The 18937-nt window shown below is 33.7% G+C and carries 19 protein-coding genes and 1 riboswitch; of the genes, 10 read left to right on the top strand and 9 right to left on the bottom strand.

The features are described 5' to 3' along the window. Positions 1-50 precede the first annotated feature (50 nt). The 6 genes from AB1282_RS02070 to menC all read left to right on the top strand — a co-directional run bounded on the left by AB1282_RS02070 (position 51) and on the right by menC (position 7619). Positions 51-1457: an isochorismate synthase gene (locus AB1282_RS02070; protein WP_390309561.1), complete on the top strand. Its 1407-nt coding sequence runs from the start codon at positions 51-53 to the stop codon at positions 1455-1457. Beyond that, entirely contained in the window at positions 1447-3186 is a 1740-nt protein-coding gene (gene menD, locus AB1282_RS02065) for a 2-succinyl-5-enolpyruvyl-6-hydroxy-3-cyclohexene-1-carboxylic-acid synthase (RefSeq protein WP_429898336.1), read from the top strand. The genes AB1282_RS02070 and menD overlap by 11 nt, the downstream gene beginning before the upstream one ends. An 18-nt stretch (positions 3187-3204) precedes the next feature. Next, the gene (gene menH, locus AB1282_RS02060) at positions 3205-4032 is read left to right on the top strand and encodes a 2-succinyl-6-hydroxy-2,4-cyclohexadiene-1-carboxylate synthase (protein WP_429898335.1); all 828 of its coding nucleotides are present in this window, start codon (positions 3205-3207) and stop codon (positions 4030-4032) included. Next, positions 4029-4847, top strand: a complete 819-nt coding sequence (menB, locus tag AB1282_RS02055) for a 1,4-dihydroxy-2-naphthoyl-CoA synthase (RefSeq protein WP_429898334.1) — start codon at positions 4029-4031, stop codon at positions 4845-4847. Before menH ends, menB begins: the two co-directional genes overlap by 4 nt. Before the next feature lie 202 nt (positions 4848-5049). Further along, positions 5050-6495: an o-succinylbenzoate--CoA ligase gene (locus AB1282_RS02050; RefSeq protein WP_429898333.1), complete on the top strand. Its 1446-nt coding sequence runs from the start codon at positions 5050-5052 to the stop codon at positions 6493-6495. 11 nt (positions 6496-6506) lie between these two features. Then, positions 6507-7619: an o-succinylbenzoate synthase gene (gene menC / locus AB1282_RS02045; RefSeq protein WP_056473279.1), complete on the top strand. Its 1113-nt coding sequence runs from the start codon at positions 6507-6509 to the stop codon at positions 7617-7619. Between the two features lie 102 nt (positions 7620-7721). Here menC and yidD read toward each other — a convergent pair whose 3' ends face one another. Beyond that, entirely contained in the window at positions 7722-7976 is a 255-nt protein-coding gene (gene yidD, locus AB1282_RS02040; RefSeq protein ID WP_056473280.1) for a membrane protein insertion efficiency factor YidD, read from the bottom strand. Positions 7977-8000: 24 nt separating this feature from the next. Further along, on the bottom strand, positions 8001-8147 hold the full coding sequence (gene ytzI / locus AB1282_RS02035) for a YtzI protein (protein WP_156339697.1): 147 nt from the start codon (positions 8145-8147) through the stop codon (positions 8001-8003). Positions 8148-8314: 167 nt separating this feature from the next. Here ytzI and ytkD point away from each other — a divergent pair, with 167 nt between their 5' ends. Then, entirely contained in the window at positions 8315-8794 is a 480-nt protein-coding gene (gene ytkD, locus AB1282_RS02030) for an RNA deprotection pyrophosphohydrolase (protein ID WP_056473282.1), read from the top strand. Positions 8795-9264: 470 nt separating this feature from the next. Here the strand turns inward: ytkD and AB1282_RS02025 are convergent, their stop codons facing one another. The 4 genes from AB1282_RS02025 to AB1282_RS02010 all read right to left on the bottom strand — a co-directional run bounded on the left by AB1282_RS02025 (position 9265) and on the right by AB1282_RS02010 (position 12499). After that, entirely contained in the window at positions 9265-10071 is an 807-nt protein-coding gene (locus AB1282_RS02025; protein ID WP_390309569.1) for an ABC transporter permease, read from the bottom strand. After that, positions 10064-10828 (bottom strand): ABC transporter ATP-binding protein, encoded by a 765-nt coding sequence (locus AB1282_RS02020; protein ID WP_056473285.1) that lies wholly within the window; start codon positions 10826-10828, stop codon positions 10064-10066. Before AB1282_RS02020 ends, AB1282_RS02025 begins: the two co-directional genes overlap by 8 nt. Before the next feature lie 12 nt (positions 10829-10840). Next, positions 10841-11833, bottom strand: a complete 993-nt coding sequence (locus tag AB1282_RS02015) for an ABC transporter substrate-binding protein (RefSeq protein ID WP_390309961.1) — start codon at positions 11831-11833, stop codon at positions 10841-10843. A 177-nt stretch (positions 11834-12010) separates the two neighbouring features. Next, positions 12011-12499, bottom strand: a complete 489-nt coding sequence (locus tag AB1282_RS02010) for an RrF2 family transcriptional regulator (protein ID WP_056473288.1) — start codon at positions 12497-12499, stop codon at positions 12011-12013. 238 nt (positions 12500-12737) lie between these two features. Here AB1282_RS02010 and AB1282_RS02005 point away from each other — a divergent pair, with 238 nt between their 5' ends. After that, the gene (locus AB1282_RS02005; RefSeq protein WP_429898332.1) at positions 12738-13181 is read left to right on the top strand and encodes a carboxymuconolactone decarboxylase family protein; all 444 of its coding nucleotides are present in this window, start codon (positions 12738-12740) and stop codon (positions 13179-13181) included. Between the two features lie 65 nt (positions 13182-13246). Here the strand turns inward: AB1282_RS02005 and AB1282_RS02000 are convergent, their stop codons facing one another. After that, the gene (locus AB1282_RS02000) at positions 13247-13777 is read right to left on the bottom strand and encodes a hypothetical protein (protein WP_056473292.1); all 531 of its coding nucleotides are present in this window, start codon (positions 13775-13777) and stop codon (positions 13247-13249) included. 205 nt (positions 13778-13982) lie between these two features. Beyond that, positions 13983-15569, bottom strand: a complete 1587-nt coding sequence (gene pckA, locus AB1282_RS01995; RefSeq protein ID WP_056473293.1) for a phosphoenolpyruvate carboxykinase (ATP) — start codon at positions 15567-15569, stop codon at positions 13983-13985. A gap of 312 nt (positions 15570-15881) precedes the next feature. Then, positions 15882-15996, top strand: a riboswitch (SAM riboswitch). A 208-nt stretch (positions 15997-16204) separates the two neighbouring features. Here pckA and metK point away from each other — a divergent pair. Next, a complete protein-coding gene (metK, locus tag AB1282_RS01990; RefSeq protein ID WP_056473295.1) occupies positions 16205-17401 on the top strand; it encodes a methionine adenosyltransferase in 1197 nt (398 codons plus the stop codon). 147 nt (positions 17402-17548) lie between these two features. Beyond that, the gene (locus tag AB1282_RS01985) at positions 17549-18529 is read left to right on the top strand and encodes an NAD(P)-dependent alcohol dehydrogenase (RefSeq protein ID WP_429898331.1); all 981 of its coding nucleotides are present in this window, start codon (positions 17549-17551) and stop codon (positions 18527-18529) included. A 157-nt stretch (positions 18530-18686) separates the two neighbouring features. Here AB1282_RS01985 and AB1282_RS01980 read toward each other — a convergent pair whose 3' ends face one another. Next, the gene (locus tag AB1282_RS01980) at positions 18687-18851 is read right to left on the bottom strand and encodes a hypothetical protein (RefSeq protein WP_156339698.1); all 165 of its coding nucleotides are present in this window, start codon (positions 18849-18851) and stop codon (positions 18687-18689) included. Between the last annotated feature and the right edge of the window lie 86 nt (positions 18852-18937).

The raw sequence follows: 18937 nt of genomic DNA, 5'->3' as shown, positions 1-18937 counted from the left end.
CTTTAGTTATATCATGTATTTAACGTATATTTAAGCTAGGGGGAACTATTATGCTTAGAACAGGTCAACTGGAATCGATTGCCTTCTTTGAGCATTCTCTTCAAAAGGCAAAAGCTTGTTCAAAACGCTTCATTTGTAAAGTGGAAAAAATAATGAATATCCATCCCCTAAGTGTTTACCATTTTTATCATGAATTGGGTTTTACTGAACGCTTTTATTGGTCAAACCAAGAAAACTCGTTAATTCTCACAGGAATTGGTACTTTAGTTCCTTTTCATCATAGTACAGAAGAACAGTATTCTGCAATAGAAAAAGAATGGAAACGCTTTGGAGAGCAAGTGTATATCGAGCAAGAAAATTGCTTTGGTACAGGACCGATAGCTCTTGGGGGTTTCTCTTTTTTTGATAACTATAAAAATGATCAAGATTGGAAGAATTTTGGTACCTCTCATTTCTATGTACCTAAATTAATGGTGACGGTTACAAACGAAGGGACATTCATCACCTCTAATTATGAAATAAATGAACAAACTTCAGTAGAGGATTTATTGCTTCAATATAAAGAATATGATGACTTTTTAGAAAAGTTTGGAATGAAGCAACCAAGCTTTACACAATCAGAATGTATTAACAAAGATGAATTTGAACCAAATGAATGGATTCAGAGTGTAAAAGAAGCAATTCATCAAATGAAAAACGAAAAATTAGAAAAAGTTGTTTTAAATCGAACTTTAAATGCAACATTTTCTTCAGAAGTAAATTCAACAAAAGTAATTTATGAACTAGAAGCAACAAGAAATGTTAACTATGTTATTTCTTATCAATTAAAAGATACTGTATTTATAAGCGCTACACCTGAGAGATTAATTTCTAAGAAAAATAATACAGTTTCTTCGATGTGTCTTGCTGGATCTGCCGCAAAAGGAATAACTAAGGAAGAAAACACAGAAGCAGCCGATTGGTTATTAAATAGTAAAAAAAATAATGGTGAACATGCTTTTGTTGTAAACTATATACGAGAAACGCTCCAACAATATTGTAATGAATTATCAATTCCTTCAACACCAAGAATAATGGCGACAAAAAGTTTATTGCATTTATTCACGCCAGTTGAAGGGAAATTATATAATCATGTTTCTTTATTTGAATTAATTCAAGCATTACATCCAACACCTGCACTTGGAGGATTTCCTAAGGAAGAGGCATGTAAATTAATTCGTGAACTTGAACCTGTGGACCGGGGATGGTATGGTGCACCGATAGGTTGGATTGATTTAAACGGAAATGGTGATTTTGCTGTAGGTATACGTAGTGCCTTAATTAAAGAAGATAAAGCAAAATTATATGCCGGTTGTGGTGTTGTACAAGATTCAAAACCAGAGGAAGAATTTTTTGAAACTGGTGTAAAGTTTCTGCCAATGCTAAATGCATTAGGAGGGTTACGAAATGAAAGATAATGAAGCACTAACAAAATATATTGGTGCTCTTGTAGATGAAATAAGTGCACTAAATATTCAAAACGTTGTAATAAGTCCAGGATCACGCTCTACACCAATATCGATGTTAGTAAATGAGCATCCAAAATTAAAGTCTTATATCGCAGTAGATGAAAGAGGGGCAGCATTTTTTGCTTTAGGTATCGCTAAAAGCACGAAACAGCCTACAGTATTAATCTGTACTTCTGGAACAGCTGCTTCTAACTATATGCCAGCTATCTCTGAAGCAAAAGAATCTAGAATTCCATTAATCGTATTGACAGCTGATCGACCACATGAGCTTCGAGATATAGGCGCACCACAAGCTATGAATCAAATTGGTTTATACGGTTCATTTGTAAAAAAATTCATTGAGCTAGCCTTACCAGAAGCTTCTGAGGCAATGTACCAATATGCACGTTCAAGCGTTAATCGACTTTACCGTTCTTGTGTGACCGCTCCAATGGGGCCAGTACATATGAATGTGCCACTTCGAGAACCACTTGTTCCAAACTTTGCGATTGATGATTTATTTTCAGCAGGAAAGCGTAAAAATTCTGCACACACTATACTTACTGAAACTCTTGCGACAATTTCAAACGAAACAAGTAGTGAGTTCACCAAGCTTTTTCAATCAAAAAGAAAAGGCTTATTAGTTTGTGGTCCATACGTTGAAGAAGGAGCTTTAAAAAAGATTAAAGCTTTAGGGAATTTATTAGACTATCCAGTTCTGTGTGATCCTCTTTCAAATGGAAGAACAATTAGTGGTAATGAAGACTCGAATGTAATTGATACATATGATACATTTCTTCGTTTTGAAGACGTTGTGGATTCACTTGATTCTGAAGTGATCGTACGTTTCGGGGCAATGCCTGTTTCTAAAACGTTTAGCCAATATGTACAAAGGCAAAAAGATTGCGAGCTAATTGTAATTGATGAAGGAGACTTATGGAGGGATCCGACGTTAAAAGCAACTCAAATGATTTCTTGTGATGATATTCAGTTTTGTAATGCAATATTGGAGTCATATCAGAAAACAAGTAGTCTAGAAATAGATTGGTTGAATAAATGGAAAACAATTAATGAAAAAACAAAAAATGGACTACAACAAGCAGAACAGTTTGATGAACTTTTTGAAGGGAAAATCGTTCAAGCTTTAGCAAAAAATTTACTTGAAGAAAGTACATTGTTTGTTTCAAACAGTATGCCTATTCGTGATGTGGATACGTTTTTACTTAGCCAATCTAAAAAGTTAAAAATTGCTTGTAATCGAGGGGTAAATGGAATAGACGGGACAATTGCTACCGCATTAGGAATGGCAGCAGCTGGAGAATGTGTAACATTATTAATTGGAGATTTATCTTTCTATCATGATTTAAATAGTCTAGTCCTTTCTAAACTACATCATTTACCTTTAAGAGTGATACTTGTTAATAATGATGGAGGTGGAATCTTCTCATTTTTACCTCAATCAAAAGAAGAAAAACATTTCGAGGCACTATTCGGAACTCCTTTAGGATTAGAATTCGAGCATGCAACAGCCCTTTTCGGTGGTGTTCATACGAAAATTCAAAATTGGTTTGAGCTTGAAGATGAATTAGCGAAAAAGAATAATGGATTACATGTAATTGAAATTCAGACAAATCGTAAAGAAAATTATGAGCTTCATCAAAAAGTTTGGAGCATTGTAAAAGCAGAATACGAGAAATGAAATTAGGTGTTCTTGTTCATGGAAATTATAATAAATGAGGTCACATATTCATATATTGAATCTGGCCAAGGGCAAACAATTCTATTATTGCATGGTTTCACAGGTTCAAAGGATACATGGGGAAGTTTAATAAGTAAACTAGAAAAAAATTATCATGTAATAGCAATTGATTTATTAGGACATGGAAAGACAGATTGTCCAATTAATGATGAGCGGTATAGAATGGAGTTTGCTGCTAAAGATTTACATGATTTTTTAGTACAAAAGCAAATTAATTCTGTGCATCTATTAGGCTATTCGATGGGAGGTAGACTAGCCCTCTATTTCGCTTTAGCCTATCCAACAAAAATTAGATCGCTTATTTTAGAAAGCTGCACGGCTGGTCTTATAACTGAAAATGAAAGATTAGCTCGAATTGAACAAGACAATCATTTATCTTCAATGATCCTAAATGAAGGTATTGAAGAATTTGTTAATTATTGGGAAAACATTCCGTTATTTTCAACTCAAAAGAATTTGACATTAGAGTCACAGCAAAAGATTAAACAAGAAAGATTAAATCAGTCACCAATTGGCTTAAGTAATAGTCTAAAAGGGATGGGCACGGGCATTCAATCATCTTTATGGAGTGATTTGGAGCAATTTAAAAAACCTACTTTATTAGTTTGCGGCGAATATGATGAAAAGTTTTACTTAATAATGGGGAAAATGAACGAGAGGCTAAAAAATAGCGAAATTATTAAAATTCCACATGCAGGCCATGCAATTCATGTGGAACATTCGGAAAAATTTGCTACAATAGTAATTGGGTTTTTATTGAAAAGTGAAAAGGAGGAAAATTCATGACTATTGAATGGGTACAAGAAAGAAAGTATGAAGAAATTATATATTCTACATATAATGGAATCGCTAAAATTTCAATCAATCGTCCGCACGTACATAACGCATTTACACCATTAACAGTTTCAGAAATGATTGATGCTTTTGCATATGCAAGAGACGACGAAAAAATTGGTGTTATTATTTTAACAGGTGAAGGTGGAAAAGCATTCTGTTCTGGGGGAGACCAAAGTGTTCGCGGACACGGTGGTTACGTTGGACAAGACCGCATTCCTCGCCTAAATGTATTAGATTTACAACGTTTAATTCGTGTTATTCCAAAGCCTGTAATTGCAATGGTTGCTGGTTATGCAATTGGTGGAGGTAACGTATTAAACGTAGTATGTGACTTAACAATCGCTGCTGAAAACGCTAAGTTTGGACAAACTGGTCCAAAGGTAGGTAGCTTTGATGCTGGTTATGGTTCAGGCTATTTAGCTCGTATAGTAGGGCACAAAAAAGCTCGTGAAATTTGGTACTTATGCCGTCAATATAATGCACAAGAAGCATTAGATATGGGCTTAGTAAATAAAGTAGTACCTTTAGAAGAATTAGAAGCTGAAACAGTTAAATGGGCTGAAGAAATGCTAGAAAAGAGTCCAACTGCACTTCGCTTCTTAAAAGCAGCAATGAATGCAGATACAGATGGATTAGCTGGACTTCAACAGCTAGCTGGAGATGCAACACTTCTTTACTACACAACTGAAGAAGCAAAAGAAGGTCGCGATGCATTTAAAGAAAAACGTACACCTGATTTCGATAAGTTCCCACGTTTTCCTTGATTTGAAAGATGATAAAAGCTTGATGAGAAATCATCAAGCTTTTTTTGCACATTGAAAGTATAAATTGGCAGCGGAGAAGAAATCTCGTAATTGATTAAATATATGTGCAACTACGCTTCTGTCTACGCCTAAAGGCTCGCCAATCGGAGAGTTTTCTTTAAATAATATTTTGTACATTTTTAAAATAGTCAGGAAGTGTTTTATGATGAACCAAATTCCGAATTTTTTGCTTGAGAGAGTCAGATTAACTCCTAGTCGAATAGCAATTGCAACAGATGGGGACGAAATTACGTTTAAGGAGTTACATGATCGAGTTATCAATCTTGCATACAAATTTCACTATTGTGGCATTAAAGACGGATCTCATGTTTCGGTTTTAATGAATAATTCCGTTGAATTTATAGAAGTTGTTTATGCACTTCATTATATTGGAGCAACATCAATTTTACTGAATATAAGATTAAGTGATGACGAAATAGTATATCAATTAGAAAATAGTGATTCTGAATTTTTAATCGTGGCGAATTCAAATACGATAAAAATACCTGAAAATATAAAACTGTTAAATAGTAATGAAATGGAGAACTGTGGATCTAAGGAATTTCCGATAAAGTCAAATTTTGACGGAGATAAAATCGCAACTATGATGTTCACATCTGGTACAACGGGTTTCCCAAAAGCAGTGTTACAAACTTATTTTAATCATTGGAGCAGTGCAATTGCTTCAGTATTAAATTTAGGATTAGATCATAAAGATGTATGGTTAGTTTGTTTGCCGATGTTCCATGTGGGCGGCTTATCTACTGTATATAAAAGTGCGATTTATGGCATGAAAATTGTGTTAACGAATAAAGCTGATGCACATACCATTAAGGACTGTGTTAAAGAGCATAATGTAACAATTCTATCAGTTGTAACAAAAGTATTAAATGACCTCTTAACGATTGTTGAGGGTACAAATGATTTAAATAGCGTAAGGGCAGCTTTACTTGGTGGAGGACCTGCTCCGTTACCTCTTTTACAAAAGGCAAGAGCATTAAATGTGCCAGTATATCAAACTTACGGAATGACTGAAACTTGTTCACAAATTGCAACCCTTTCTCCTGAATATATGCTTTCTAAAATTGGTTCGGCAGGTAAAGCTTTATTTGGATGTACGCTAGAAATAAGGGACGATCATCGAACTTGTTTACCAAAAGAAGTAGGAGAAATTGTAGTCAAGGGACCAAACGTGAGTAAAGGTTATTATAAACTTGCTAAGTTATCAGATTCGTCTGAGTATCTATATACAGGAGATTTGGGTTATGTAGATGAGGATGGTTTTTTATTTGTAGTTGACCGTCGAAGTGACTTAATTATTTCAGGCGGAGAGAATATATATCCAGCAGAGATTGAATCAGTATTATTATCGCATCCAGATATCATTGAAGCTGGTGTAACAGGCAAAGAAGACCCAAATTGGGGAAAAGTACCTGTTGGATTTGTTGTAAGTAAATCCTCTAATCCTCCGTCACAAGAAGAACTTATCGAGTATTGTCGAGATAAAATCGCAGGGTATAAAATACCAAAGGAAATATTTTATGTAGACAACCTACCAAGAAATGCAACAAACAAGCTAGTTAGAAGAGAGCTACTTAAGCTTCTATAAGGGGAATAAACATGTTGATTTGGCAAATTGAATTATTTTTAATTGAACAGCCTCTAAAAATACCTTTTAAAACAAGCTATGGTACATATGAAAAACGTGAAAGTATTATTGTTAAAATTTTAGATGCTAATGGAATATGCGGTTATGGAGAAGTCGTTGCTTTTTCAGAACCTTGGTATACCGAGGAAACGATTCAAACAGCTCTTCATACTTTAAATGATTTCTTTATACCAACCCTATTAAATAAACAGTTTAATCATCCAAGTGAAATAGCGATCTTATTAAATCAATTTAAAGGCAATCAAATGGCTAAATCTGGGCTTGAAGGTGCATATTGGGATTTGTATAGTAAACTAAATTCAATCACTTTAGCACAAGCTTTAGGGGGCAATAAGGCGGATATACCAGTTGGGGTTGTAATTAGTATAGACGAGCCAATAAAAATGTTGAAACAAATTGGTGCATATATAGAAGAAGGCTATGATCGATTTAAAGTTAAAGTTTCAAAAGAAAATGATTATGAAATTGTATCAACTATACGAAATAGCTATCCAACAATCCCTCTAATGATTGATGCCAATTCAGATTATTCGATTGAAGACATTCCCAAACTAAAAAAATTAGATGAATTTAATCTGTTAATGATTGAACAGCCCTTCGGCGAACGCCAATTCATCGAGCACGCCATTCTTCAAAAGGAAATTTCTACGCCAGTCTGTTTAGATGAAAGTATATGTTCCTTAGAGGATGTTAAAATTGCGTATGAATTAAAAGCTTGCGAAATCATTACTGTAAAGCCTGGGAGAGTCGGGGGATTAACTAAATCAATTGAAATTCATGATTATTGTGTAGAAAAGAATATTCCAATTTGGGTTGGAGGCATGATTGAAACAGGGATTTCTAGAATTCAAAACGTTGCACTAGCATCTCTACCCGGATTTACAATACCAGGAGATATTTCGGCTTCATCTAGACATTGGGAGCAAGATCTCATTTTTCCAGAGGTATCTTTAATAAATGGAAAAGTTAATGTACCGGTTAAACCAGGTTTAGGGGTAGAAGTGGATGAAGAGAGAATCCGAAGCATTTCTAAAAAGATTTATAAATATTCTTCTCAAAAATAGAAATTTGGTAGCTCAGGTCTCCGCTAGGAATTCAACACACAGTCAATCTATATAGAAATAACCTAATAAAAAAATACGATCAAATTAAACTTGTTTTTCGTTTCAAGTTTCTTTGACCGTATCTTTTTTTGTTTCCTTATTTATTTTATCAGGTACAGGATCATATCCACCTGGATGTAGTGGGTGACACTTAAGTATTCTTTTAGTCGTTAAATAGGTTCCTTTAAGCGCACCATGGGTTTGTAATGCCTCTAGTCCATAACTTGAGCAAGTTGGATAGAATCTACATGATGGTGGCGTTGCAGGTGAAATCCATTTTTGATAAAATCTAATGATTCCAATTAAAATTTTATTCATATACAAACCTTTCGTCTGCTAGAATTATTTCTCTTCATGGTTATTTTTCATTTTTACGTCTTCTAGCTTATCGACTTTGTGTTGTACACCATATCCTTTATTTACAGTAAGAACGAAAGCACCGAATACAACAACGATAATAATACCACTAACAATAAATACTCCAGTCATACTATGTCCTCCTAAATAGTTATACTACTATGATATAGTATACTGGCCAATATGCAAGGCAATCAAATATTTTCATAAAAGTTTCAGGAATATTATTTCAATAATGATGAAACATTTTAATAGAAATAGTACAATGGAAAAACAAGTATGAATGTAGGAAGGTTAAAATGTACATATTTAAAGATTTTTACCATAATACAGTTGAATTATCGTTTGAGAAACATCCATTTTCACCCGCTCCAAAACATGTTTGGGTTATTTGTAAATACAATGACCAATGGTTACTTACAGACCACCAAAGAAGAGGTTACGAATTCCCAGGCGGAAAAGTCGAGGAAGGCGAATCACCTGAAGAAGCAGCTAAACGTGAAGTTTTAGAAGAAACAGGTGGAAATGTTTCTAAAATTAAATATTTAGGGCAATACCGTGTTACAGGTAAGGATAAAATTATCATAAAAAATATTTATTTTGCCGAAATAGGAGAACTTTTAACTCAAAAGCACTACTTTGAAACAAACGGCCCTGTATTGTTAGACGAATTTCCACCAAACATAAAAAAAGATCGCCGATTTAGTTTTATCATGCGTGACGAAGTATTTTCACAAAGTTTAAGTTACTTGAATACTAAAAAAAGCTCACTTTTATAAGGTGAGCTTTTTTACTGTTTCATTATAAATTAGACACCGTAATATAAGATTCATGAGTAATCAATTATTAAGATTGAGCTATTTTACTTACTCATGGAGCCTTTATGAGTAACTAACTTTGAAGTTTGAGCTAATATACTTACCCATGAACTGATTAATAAACTGTTATTTTAAGTAAAGGATATTAAATTAGCTTTTTAACGTAACCTTTTTTTGATGAATAAGTTGATTGGAATGGAGGGTGGCTCGACTCCTATGGGATATGCGGGAAGGCTGAGACCCCGCAGGCTCACCGAGGAGGCTCAGGTCTCGCCCTATCAATCACCCCGTAGTGGAAATCATCATCACTCTACTCTTTTACGAAAATTTGGTAATTAATTGACAAGATTATTTTTGAACGGCGTGAAAAAAGCTCACTAAGTTAAGTGAGCTTTTTTACGTTCCTATACTTTTTCTCAAATTACCTCAAATTATTTCTTTATAGTTTTTCTTTCAATAAATTCAACAATAATATACATCAAACCAGCACATACACTTATGATAAATACACTCATTAGAACAAGAGTGAAATTAAATACTTGGAAACCATAAACGATTAAATAGCCAAGTCCGCTTTTTGAAACTAAGAACTCTCCGACAATCACTCCTACCCAAGCTAATCCGACATTTACTTTTAATGTGGAAATGACGGTAGGTATACTAGCAGGAAAGATCACATTTTTAAAGATTTGAGTTTTAGTAGCTCCAAAACTTTTAATGACTTTTACATAATTTTCATCTACCTGTAAGAAGGCTTGATAGATAACCAGCGCTGTTATGACAAAACTTATTATGATTCCCATCGCAATAATGGACGAATATGAAGGACCAAAAATTACAATGATGATTGGACCAAGAGCGACTTTTGGCATGGCATTAAAGACTACTAAGAATGGATCAAGGACTTTCGAGGCAAATGGATACCACCAAAGAATGATGGCCAGAATGACCCCGATAATTGTTCCTAAAATAAATCCTACGAGAGTTTCAGTGATTGTAGTCATAGCATCATGATAAATAGAGCCATCTCCCAATTTTGCGCTGAGTAAATCGTAAATTTTAGTAGGTGAACTAAACAATAAAGGATCAATTATTCTTCGATGACTTAAAAGCTCCCAAGCTATAAAAAAGACAATAATAATTAATAGTTGGAAGAAAAATATGAGTAGCTTTTTACGGCGATTTTTTTTGACGATACTGGCGTGATAGGATTTTAGTTCGTCATTTACTTTAGCCACGTTTCTCCAACTCCTTCCAAATCGCAGAAACATAAGAAGAAAAGAGTGATTGGTGTCGTGTTTCAAAAGGGGAGCGAATACGTAATTCTTCTGGTAAATTGAAAATTTTTGATATTTTAGTAGGAGCATTTGTTAGCGTAATAACCCGATCACACATGGCTACTGCTTCTTCAATATCGTGTGTTACTAAGATAGCAGTAGTATTTAACTTCTTAAATAAGTTGAAAACTAACTCTTCAAGCTTTACTTTATTTTGATAATCTAGAGCGGAAAATGGTTCATCTAATAATACAATTGATGGACTTGTAGAAAGAGTTCTTACTAATGCAACACGTTGTCTCATCCCACCGGATAGTTCTCTTGGGTATGCATTTTCATAATCCTTTAATCCAACTTCATTTAACAATTCTAGCGTTCGATTTTTATTTTCTTCGGTATCCTTATCTAGAATCTGAAGACCTAGAAAGATATTTTCTTTAATTGTTTTCCAAGGGAATAAATAGTCATGCTGAAGCATGTAACCAATTTCTCCCGATTTTATATCATAAGGCTTACCTTTAAACTTTACTGAACCGTCATATGGGGTAAGCAATGAAGAAATGATCGATAAAAGTGTGCTTTTTCCGCAGCCACTTGGACCTAATACAGATACAAATTCACCTTTTTCAACTTCAAACGTTAAGCCATCCAATATTTTAATTGCCTTTTCCTTCGATAAAAATACATGAGAAATATCATTAACTGTTAGATAACTCATTTTGTTAACCTACTACTTCTCCGTAGATTTTTCGGCAAATTTTGTATCTACTAAAACTGAGTGTGGAACTTCTTTTGGTAATACACCAGAGTTCTTCATAATCTTTTGAAGATTATTCCACTCATCTTTTTCTAATATTGGATTTGTTGAATAAGAATTTTGAGACTTATAGCGATCTATAACTTTTATTGAAATGTCTAAAGGAGTATCTTTAAAGAATGGTGCTACACTTTTTGCAATCTCTTCTGCAGAGTGAGTATCAACCCATTGTTCAGCTTCATATATTGCATCTGTAAATTGTTGAGCTGTTTTCGCATTTTTCTTCAAATAACTTTCTTTTGCTATAAAAGCAGTGTAAGGTACTTTTCCAGATTCCAAGCCGAATGAAGCAACGATTTTACCTCTTCCTTCTTTTTCCATAATACTTGCGGTAGGTTCAAATAATTGAACATATTCTCCAGTACCTGAAGCATATGCATTCGCGATATTTGCGAAGTCAATATTCTGAATAAGGTTCAAATCTTTATGTGGATCGATCCCATGTTTACTTAGGACATATTCGCCAACCATTTGTGGCATTCCACCTTTTCTTTGACCTAAAAATGTTTTGCCTCTTAGTTGATCCCAATTAAATGGTACCGTTTGATTTCTAGCTACTAGAAATGTGCCATCAGTTTGAGTCAATTGGGCAAAGCTTTTCACTGGGTCATTTGCACCTTGAGCGTATACATATATTGTTGTTTCAGGCCCAACTAATCCTATATCTGCACCGTTTGACAATACAGCAGTCATAGTTTTATCTCCACCAGCAGTAGTTGTGATCTCAACATCCAATCCATGCTTTTTGAAGATTCCTTCACTAATAGCCACATATTGAGGTGCATAGAATAATGAGTGTGTCACTTCTGCAACTCTCACCTTTGTAGTACCATCTTTAGGTTTATCTTTCGAACATGCACCTAAAATAGAAGCAACTAATAAAAACAAAATAACGAGCCATTTGATTTTCATTTAATCCCTCCTAATCGAAAATATACAATTAGCCTATGCAATAGGAGAAAATGGGTGAATGCGGAGTACTGACTCTACTAAAATAGCTCGGTTACTTATGTGTAAGTCTTTAGGTGGTTGAACAAAGAAAAACCTCTCTTACTTCCTTTTTTAGGAAATTAGAGAGGTTTTTTATTTACTCTTTGAAAAAAAATTTCGAGTATCTTCCCGTATTTCGTTAGGTAAAACACTTTCTAATTCTTTGTTTAACCATGAAAGTGTTTTATTACGTAAATAATCATGCATTTTTTCTTCGGCAGAGAGCATGACTAAATTAATCGTGCAGGTGGCACTTGGAGTACAACCTTTTTCTCTATAAAGATATCCGTTATCTTTAATATTTTTACATTGAAAGATTGGTTTAGGACCTTCAATTGCTTCAATTACATCCCAAAAAGAAATTTCTTCTGGTGACTTGGCAAGTTTGAAGCCACCCTTAACTCCGGGAACGGAACTTACAATACCAGCTTTAGACAGCTTACTAAAAATCTTTGAAAGATATGTATCTGAAACACCTTGAAAGAAGGATAGTTCCTTTATTCCAATTGGAGAATCTTCAGGAGTGTCAATTAAATAAACAAGGCAATGAAGTGCATACTCAACTCCAACGCTATATTGCATGAAAACACCTTCTTCATAAATGAGATTATTTTTAATTAATCTTAGAAATGTTTTATTTCTTTGTCAAACATTTACTTTTAAGAACAATTCAAACGTAAAAGGTGTTTGACATAATGAAATAAACGTTTTAATATAGATAATGTGAATCGTAGATTAACTTTGTCGCTAATTTAAGTATTTCCAAAAACTACATTTAGTTCAATTATTTTTAGAATTAACTTTTTTAGGGGGAATTAAAATGGAAAAACAAATTAATTATTCAAAATTAGCACCAGAAGCACTTAAAATAATGATGGAAATGGAAAAGTATATTAAAACAACGGGTATAGATCATAAACTTCGTGAACTGATTAAAATTCGTGCTTCACAAATAAATGGTTGTGCATTTTGCCTTGACATGCATTCCTCTGAAGCGAGGGAAATAGGAGAAACTGAACAACGTTTATACTGTGTTAGTGCATGGAGAGATTGTGATTTTTACACAGATGCTGAAAAAGCAGCTTTGGAGTTAACTGAGCATATTACACTAATTTCGAATAAAGGTATATCTGCTGATCTATATAATCGTGTAAGTAAACACTTTAGCGAAAAAGAATACGTAAATCTTGTATTCACAATCAATCAAATTAACAGTTGGAATCGTATCTCTATTTCAATGGGGAATAGACCAGTTGAAAAATAATATCCTAATAAAACTTAAAAAATAAAAATGAGCCGAAGATTGGCTCATTTTTTATATGTAACTTTTCAATTCTTATTAAAATTTTTTACTTTTATAACAATGCTTTTTATTAATTTATTTTCATTAGAAAAAATTTTTATAGTGTAAAGATCATGATGATTTTTAATATAATTTTTTTGATCTATTGTTATATTTGAAGTAGCAATAGAACTAGAGAGATTAAAAACGGCTCTTCCATTATTGATTTTGTATCTTTGATTATGATTGATTTCTTCAATATTGACTCCAAATATTGTTTGGACTTTTTTAGGTAGTAGGATTTCTATTTGAGCATTTTCTATATCGTTTTTATAACGTTCTGGTACTGATAAGACCAAATAATATTCAACTCCATAAAGTAATTGATTATCCACAGAATCTTTGATCTCATAATATCTTTTGGATAATGATTCAATTTTTGGCTCAATTTCTTTAGAAGATAGTGAAACATGCTTATCTAAATTTTTAGACGAGGTACCAGTATTAAATAAAAACAAGGAAGTTAATAAAATTGCAGTAAATGAAAAAATCAGAGTTAATATCTTTATGGATCTCATTTTAATCCTCCATTTAATTCGATAAATAAATAGTGATTATTATCCATGTTCAGTTTATTTAATGTTACTTTAATCTTATTCTTTAAATGTTAATAATTTCCTTTTAATGAGTGAGGTTGTTTTTTAATACTGAAAATAAAAAGAGGCTACCAATAAGTCATAAATCCCGACTTATTGGACAGCCTTTACATTTTACTTTATTAGATTATTTTAAAGGTCCACCAAGTTCAGCCAATTGAGCATCAAAGCCTTCAAACTTTTTGAAGTTTTCTTTGAATTTAGTTACTAATTCAAGAGCTTTTTGATCATAAGCTGATTTATCTTCCCAAGTTGTTGAAGGGACTAATACGCTATCAGGTACACCAGGTACATGAGTTGGAATTGCTAAACCGAAAAACTCATCTTGAGTAGTTTCAATGTTGTTTAAATCACCTTCAAGTGCAGCGTGAACCATTGCTCTTGTGTAAGATAGATTCATACGTTTACCAACACCGTATTCTCCACCAGTCCAACCAGTGTTTACTAAGAATACATTTACATTATGCTTTTCAATTTTTTCACCAAGCATTTTTGCATATTCTACAGCTGGAAGCGGTAAGAATGGTGATCCGAAACATGTTGAGAATGTTACTTGTGGAGAAGTAACACCACGCTCAGTACCTGCTAATTTACTAGTAAATCCACTTAAGAAGTGGTACATAGCTTGCTCTTTTGTTAATTTACTGATTGGAGGTAATACTCCAAATGCATCAGCAGTTAAAAAGATAATTGCATGTGGATGTCCAGCAACGCTTGGCTCAATGATATTTTGAATTGCTTGCATTGGGTATGCAGCACGAGTATTTTCTGTTAAAGTTGTATCATCATAGTCAGCTAAACGGCTATCAGGTTTAACAACTACATTTTCTAAAACTGTACCAAATTTAATTGCAGAGAAAATTTGTGGCTCTTTTTCAAATGTTAAATTGATACATTTAGCGTAGCAACCGCCTTCAATATTGAATACACCATTATCTGACCAGCCGTGCTCGTCATCACCGATTAGTTTACGGTCTGCATCTGCAGATAATGTAGTTTTACCAGTTCCTGAAAGTCCAAAGAATAATGCTACATCGCCTTCGCTACCAACGTTAGCAGAACAGTGCATTGGTAAAACATTATTTTGTGGTAATAGGAAATTCATGATTGAGAAAATAGATTTTTTCATTTCTCCAGCATATTCCGTACCACCAATTAAGATTATTTTCTTTTCAAATGATACAATAACAAATGCCTCTGAATTTGTTCCATCAACTACAGGGTCTGCTTTAAATGTCGGAGCAGAAACAATTGTAAACTCTGCTTCATGTGTTGTAAGTTCTTGCTCAGTTGGGCGAATAAATAATTGATGAGCAAATAAGTTGTGCCATGCAAATTCGTTAATTACTTGGATAGGTAAACGATACTCAGTATCTGCACCAGCAAATCCTTTAAATAAGAATAATTCGTTACGATCTTTTAAGTAGTTAAGTACTTTGCTATATAATTTTTCGAATACGTCAGCAGAGATTGGTTGATTTACTGAACCCCAATCGATTAAATTTTCAACAGATGCCTCTTGTACAATAAATTTATCTTTAGGTGAACGTCCAGTATATTTGCCTGTTGAAACGCTAACTGCTCCCGTTGACGTTAAAATTCCTTCTTGTCTTGTTAGGACTTTTTCAACTAACTCAGAAACGCTTAGTTGGTTATACATTTGATTACTAGTAAGTAATTCGTTTAATTCAAAGTTTACATCAACTGTCTTCATATACTAATACCATCCTTTAAATATAATTTGTCTGCCATGTAGGTATCTCGATAAATAGTATAACACATTTATTTTAATAGTGTATACTATTAGTTGGCAAAATGTGTTATGAATTTGATTAAAAAATAAATTTGAGCAAAATTTACTTATTAAATGAAGTAAGTTATTTAAATGTAAGTATAATAATTAGTAATTTCCCATTAAATAGAAATGAATGTAGGGATAAAGTTATTGTAGAATTATGTCTAAGTTATGATGAAAATTGTTGACAAGAAAGTGAAATTTTAATATGATACTTTTCATACGGATACTCTCTTATCCCGAGTAGGTGGAGGGATACAGGCCCTACGAAGCCCAGCAACCTCACTTTTAGTGAAAGGTGCTGAACCTGATGCAAGACTATTTTTTATGTCTTGGACGATAAGAGCGAAAGGCAAATACCAAGAACCCTTTCCTCAGGTAATATTTGATAAGAGGAAGGCTTTTTTTTTGCTCAAAACTTAAATACAGTGGCAATTTCGTAATTTACACTGAGTTATCTTTATCTTAAATGGGAAACATAGGAATAGGAACAAACTTTTTATTCTTATGTTGAGAAAAAAGAGATCCGTCAATTCAATTTAGGAGGGGACTCAATGTCACAACGTCGTTTATTTACTTCAGAATCAGTTACAGAAGGACATCCAGATAAAATCTGTGACCAAATCTCAGATTCAATTCTTGATGCAATTTTAGCAAATGATCCGAATGCTCGTGTAGCAGCGGAAACTTCAGTTACAACAGGTTTAGTACTTGTTGCAGGTGAAATTACAACTTCTACTTATGTAGATATCCCAAAAATCGTTCGCGAAACAATCCGTGAAATCGGTTATGACCGTGCAAAATACGGATTTGATGCAGATACATGTGCAGTTTTAACTTCTATTGATGAGCAATCAGCAGATATCGCTTTAGGTGTAGACCAAGCATTAGAAGCTCGTGAAGGTAGCATGACAGATGAAGAAATTGAAGCAATCGGTGCAGGAGACCAAGGTTTAATGTTCGGTTTTGCTGTTAATGAAACACCTGAATTAATGCCACTTCCAATTTCATTATCTCACAAAATTGCACGCCGTTTAACTGAAGTTAGAAAAAATGAAACAGTTTCTTACTTACGTCCAGACGGTAAAACTCAAGTAACAGTTGAGTATGATGAAAACAACAAACCAGTTCGTATTGATGCAATCGTTGTATCAACACAACATGGTCCAGAAGCTACTCAAGCTCAAATTGAAAATGATATTAAAGAACTTGTAATCAAACCAGTTGTACCAGCTGAGTTAATTGATGAAAACACAAAATTCTTTATCAACCCAACAGGTCGTTTCGTAATCGGTGGACCTCAAGGTGATGCAGGTTTAACAGGTCGTAAAATTATTGTTGATACTTACGGTGGATATGCTCGTCACGGTGGTGGCGCATTCTCTGGTAAAGATGCAACTAAAGTTGACCGTTCTGCTGCTTACGCTGCACGTTACGTTGCGAAAAACATCGTAGCTGCTGGCTTAGCTGATAAAGCTGAAGTTCAATTAGCATATGCAATTGGTGTAGCTAAACCAGTTTCAATCGCTATTGATACTTTTGGTACAGGTAAAGTTTCAGAAGAAAAATTAGTTGAAGTAATTCGCAACAACTTCGACCTACGTCCAGCTGGAATTATTAAAATGCTTGACCTACGTCGTCCAATTTACAAACAAACTGCTGCTTATGGTCACTTTGGCCGTACAGATATCGATCTTCCTTGGGAGCGTACTGACAAAGCAGAAGTTTTAAAAACTGAAGCAGGTCTATAATAAAATGATTAAGGCTGAATATGGCATATGCTATATTCAGTCTTTTTTGTTTAATTAGAATTACGAATTACATTACATATAGGTATACTTAAAAATCATTTTTCATAGGTTTAAATGACTGAATTAAAGTTTGTAATGGAGGAACCTATGAAAGCGATTATATGTACAAAATATGGTCCACCAGAAGTTCTTCAAATAACAGAAGTTGAAAAACCAAAATTAAAAAATGAAGAAGTATTAATTAAAATACATGCATCAACTGTAACAGCAGGTGGTGTAAAACTTCGAAGCTCCGATTTTCCATATATGTACTGGCTGCCTTCCCGCCTAATGTTTGGCCTTACCAAGCCGAAAAATAAAATAACAGGTTGTGAGCTTGCGGGAGAAATAGTAACAGTTGGCAAAAACGTAAGAAATTTTAAAACAGGTGATCAAGTTTTTGGGTATAGTGGATTTACTTTTGGGGCTAATGCTGAATATATCTCTTTACATGAAGAAGGTGTTCTAGCTAAAAAACCAATAAATATGACATTTGAGCAAGCTGCAGCAGTACCTGTTGGGGCGATTACAGCATTACATTTTCTAAGGAAAAGTATTATTCAAAATGGACAAAAAGTACTTATTTATGGTGCTTCAGGAAGTGTTGGAACCTATGCAATTCAGCTAGCTAAATATTTTGGTACAGAAGTTACTGCTTTATGTAGTACATCAAATTTAGAATTGGTGAGATCTTTAGGAGCAAATGAAGTTATAGATTATACAAATGAAGATTTTGCTAAGAGTAAGAAAACTTACGACATTATCTTTGATACGGTAGGGAAGAGCTCCTTTTCAAATTGTAAAAGATTGCTTAACAAAGATGGCGTCTATTTATTAAGTGCAGTATGGAAGCTTTCGGTTTATTTTCAAGCGATTTGGAGTAATTTATTTGATAACAAAAAGGCAATACTTGGTGTAGCAAATATGAACAATGAAGATTTAAACTATATAAAAGCACTGATTGAAGCGGATAAGTTAAAAGCTGTTATTGATCGACAATACCCACTTGATCAAATTGTGGAAGCCCATCGTTATGTTGAAAAAGGGCATAAGAAGGGGAATGTCGTTATTAACATTCGAGGGATATGAGACTGTTGACAAACTCTAGCTTTCTTCGTTAAAATCGCCTGCTTGTACCATGTTCACTACAATTTTAGGTAACACTTACGCTTCGAAAGACAAGTACAACTTTTTAACTTTATCTACACAAAGAAATCCCTCAAAATGACCTTTTGAGGGATTTCTTTTATAAGTTTTCATTTTGCTGTCTAATTTCTTCTCCAGCTAATATTATATTAGTCGTTTCAATTTTACGGTGCTCATCCACAGAATGCCCTGGATCGAGATTATTAAGGTCTGCTTGTATTTTCATTTGCTCTTCATTTATGAGTGGTTTATCTTTTTTGCTCAATTATATTACCTCCAATATAAATAGTAGAAAGTCGATGAAACTCATCGTTGTTTTAGTCTTAACGAATTGACTAACTTCATTCAAAT

This window comes from Gottfriedia sp. S16(2024) (assembly GCF_050473765.1).
GTDB lineage: Bacteria > Bacillota > Bacilli > Bacillales > Bacillaceae_G > Gottfriedia.
This window is presented reverse-complemented; position numbering and strand designations above follow the sequence as displayed.

What these genes read in the sequence shown, in the direction of transcription:
- metK (WP_056473295.1), top strand. Translation starts at nt 16,205, where the DNA reads ATGTCACAACGTCGTTTATTTACTTCAGAATCAGTTACAGAAGGACAT.
- pckA (WP_056473293.1), bottom strand. Translation starts at nt 15,569, where the DNA reads ATGAAGACAGTTGATGTAAACTTTGAATTAAACGAATTACTTACTAGT.
- yidD (WP_056473280.1), bottom strand. Translation starts at nt 7,976, where the DNA reads ATGAATAAAATTTTAATTGGAATCATTAGATTTTATCAAAAATGGATT.
- AB1282_RS02005 (WP_429898332.1), top strand. Translation starts at nt 12,738, where the DNA reads ATGGAAAAACAAATTAATTATTCAAAATTAGCACCAGAAGCACTTAAA.
- ytzI (WP_156339697.1), bottom strand. Translation starts at nt 8,147, where the DNA reads ATGACTGGAGTATTTATTGTTAGTGGTATTATTATCGTTGTTGTATTC.
- AB1282_RS02010 (WP_056473288.1), bottom strand. Translation starts at nt 12,499, where the DNA reads ATGCAATATAGCGTTGGAGTTGAGTATGCACTTCATTGCCTTGTTTAT.
- menB (WP_429898334.1), top strand. Translation starts at nt 4,029, where the DNA reads ATGACTATTGAATGGGTACAAGAAAGAAAGTATGAAGAAATTATATAT.
- AB1282_RS02050 (WP_429898333.1), top strand. Translation starts at nt 5,050, where the DNA reads ATGATGAACCAAATTCCGAATTTTTTGCTTGAGAGAGTCAGATTAACT.
- AB1282_RS01985 (WP_429898331.1), top strand. Translation starts at nt 17,549, where the DNA reads ATGAAAGCGATTATATGTACAAAATATGGTCCACCAGAAGTTCTTCAA.
- AB1282_RS02070 (WP_390309561.1), top strand. Translation starts at nt 51, where the DNA reads ATGCTTAGAACAGGTCAACTGGAATCGATTGCCTTCTTTGAGCATTCT.
- AB1282_RS02020 (WP_056473285.1), bottom strand. Translation starts at nt 10,828, where the DNA reads ATGAGTTATCTAACAGTTAATGATATTTCTCATGTATTTTTATCGAAG.
- menH (WP_429898335.1), top strand. Translation starts at nt 3,205, where the DNA reads ATGGAAATTATAATAAATGAGGTCACATATTCATATATTGAATCTGGC.
- AB1282_RS02000 (WP_056473292.1), bottom strand. Translation starts at nt 13,777, where the DNA reads ATGAGATCCATAAAGATATTAACTCTGATTTTTTCATTTACTGCAATT.
- menC (WP_056473279.1), top strand. Translation starts at nt 6,507, where the DNA reads ATGTTGATTTGGCAAATTGAATTATTTTTAATTGAACAGCCTCTAAAA.
- ytkD (WP_056473282.1), top strand. Translation starts at nt 8,315, where the DNA reads ATGTACATATTTAAAGATTTTTACCATAATACAGTTGAATTATCGTTT.
- menD (WP_429898336.1), top strand. Translation starts at nt 1,447, where the DNA reads ATGAAAGATAATGAAGCACTAACAAAATATATTGGTGCTCTTGTAGAT.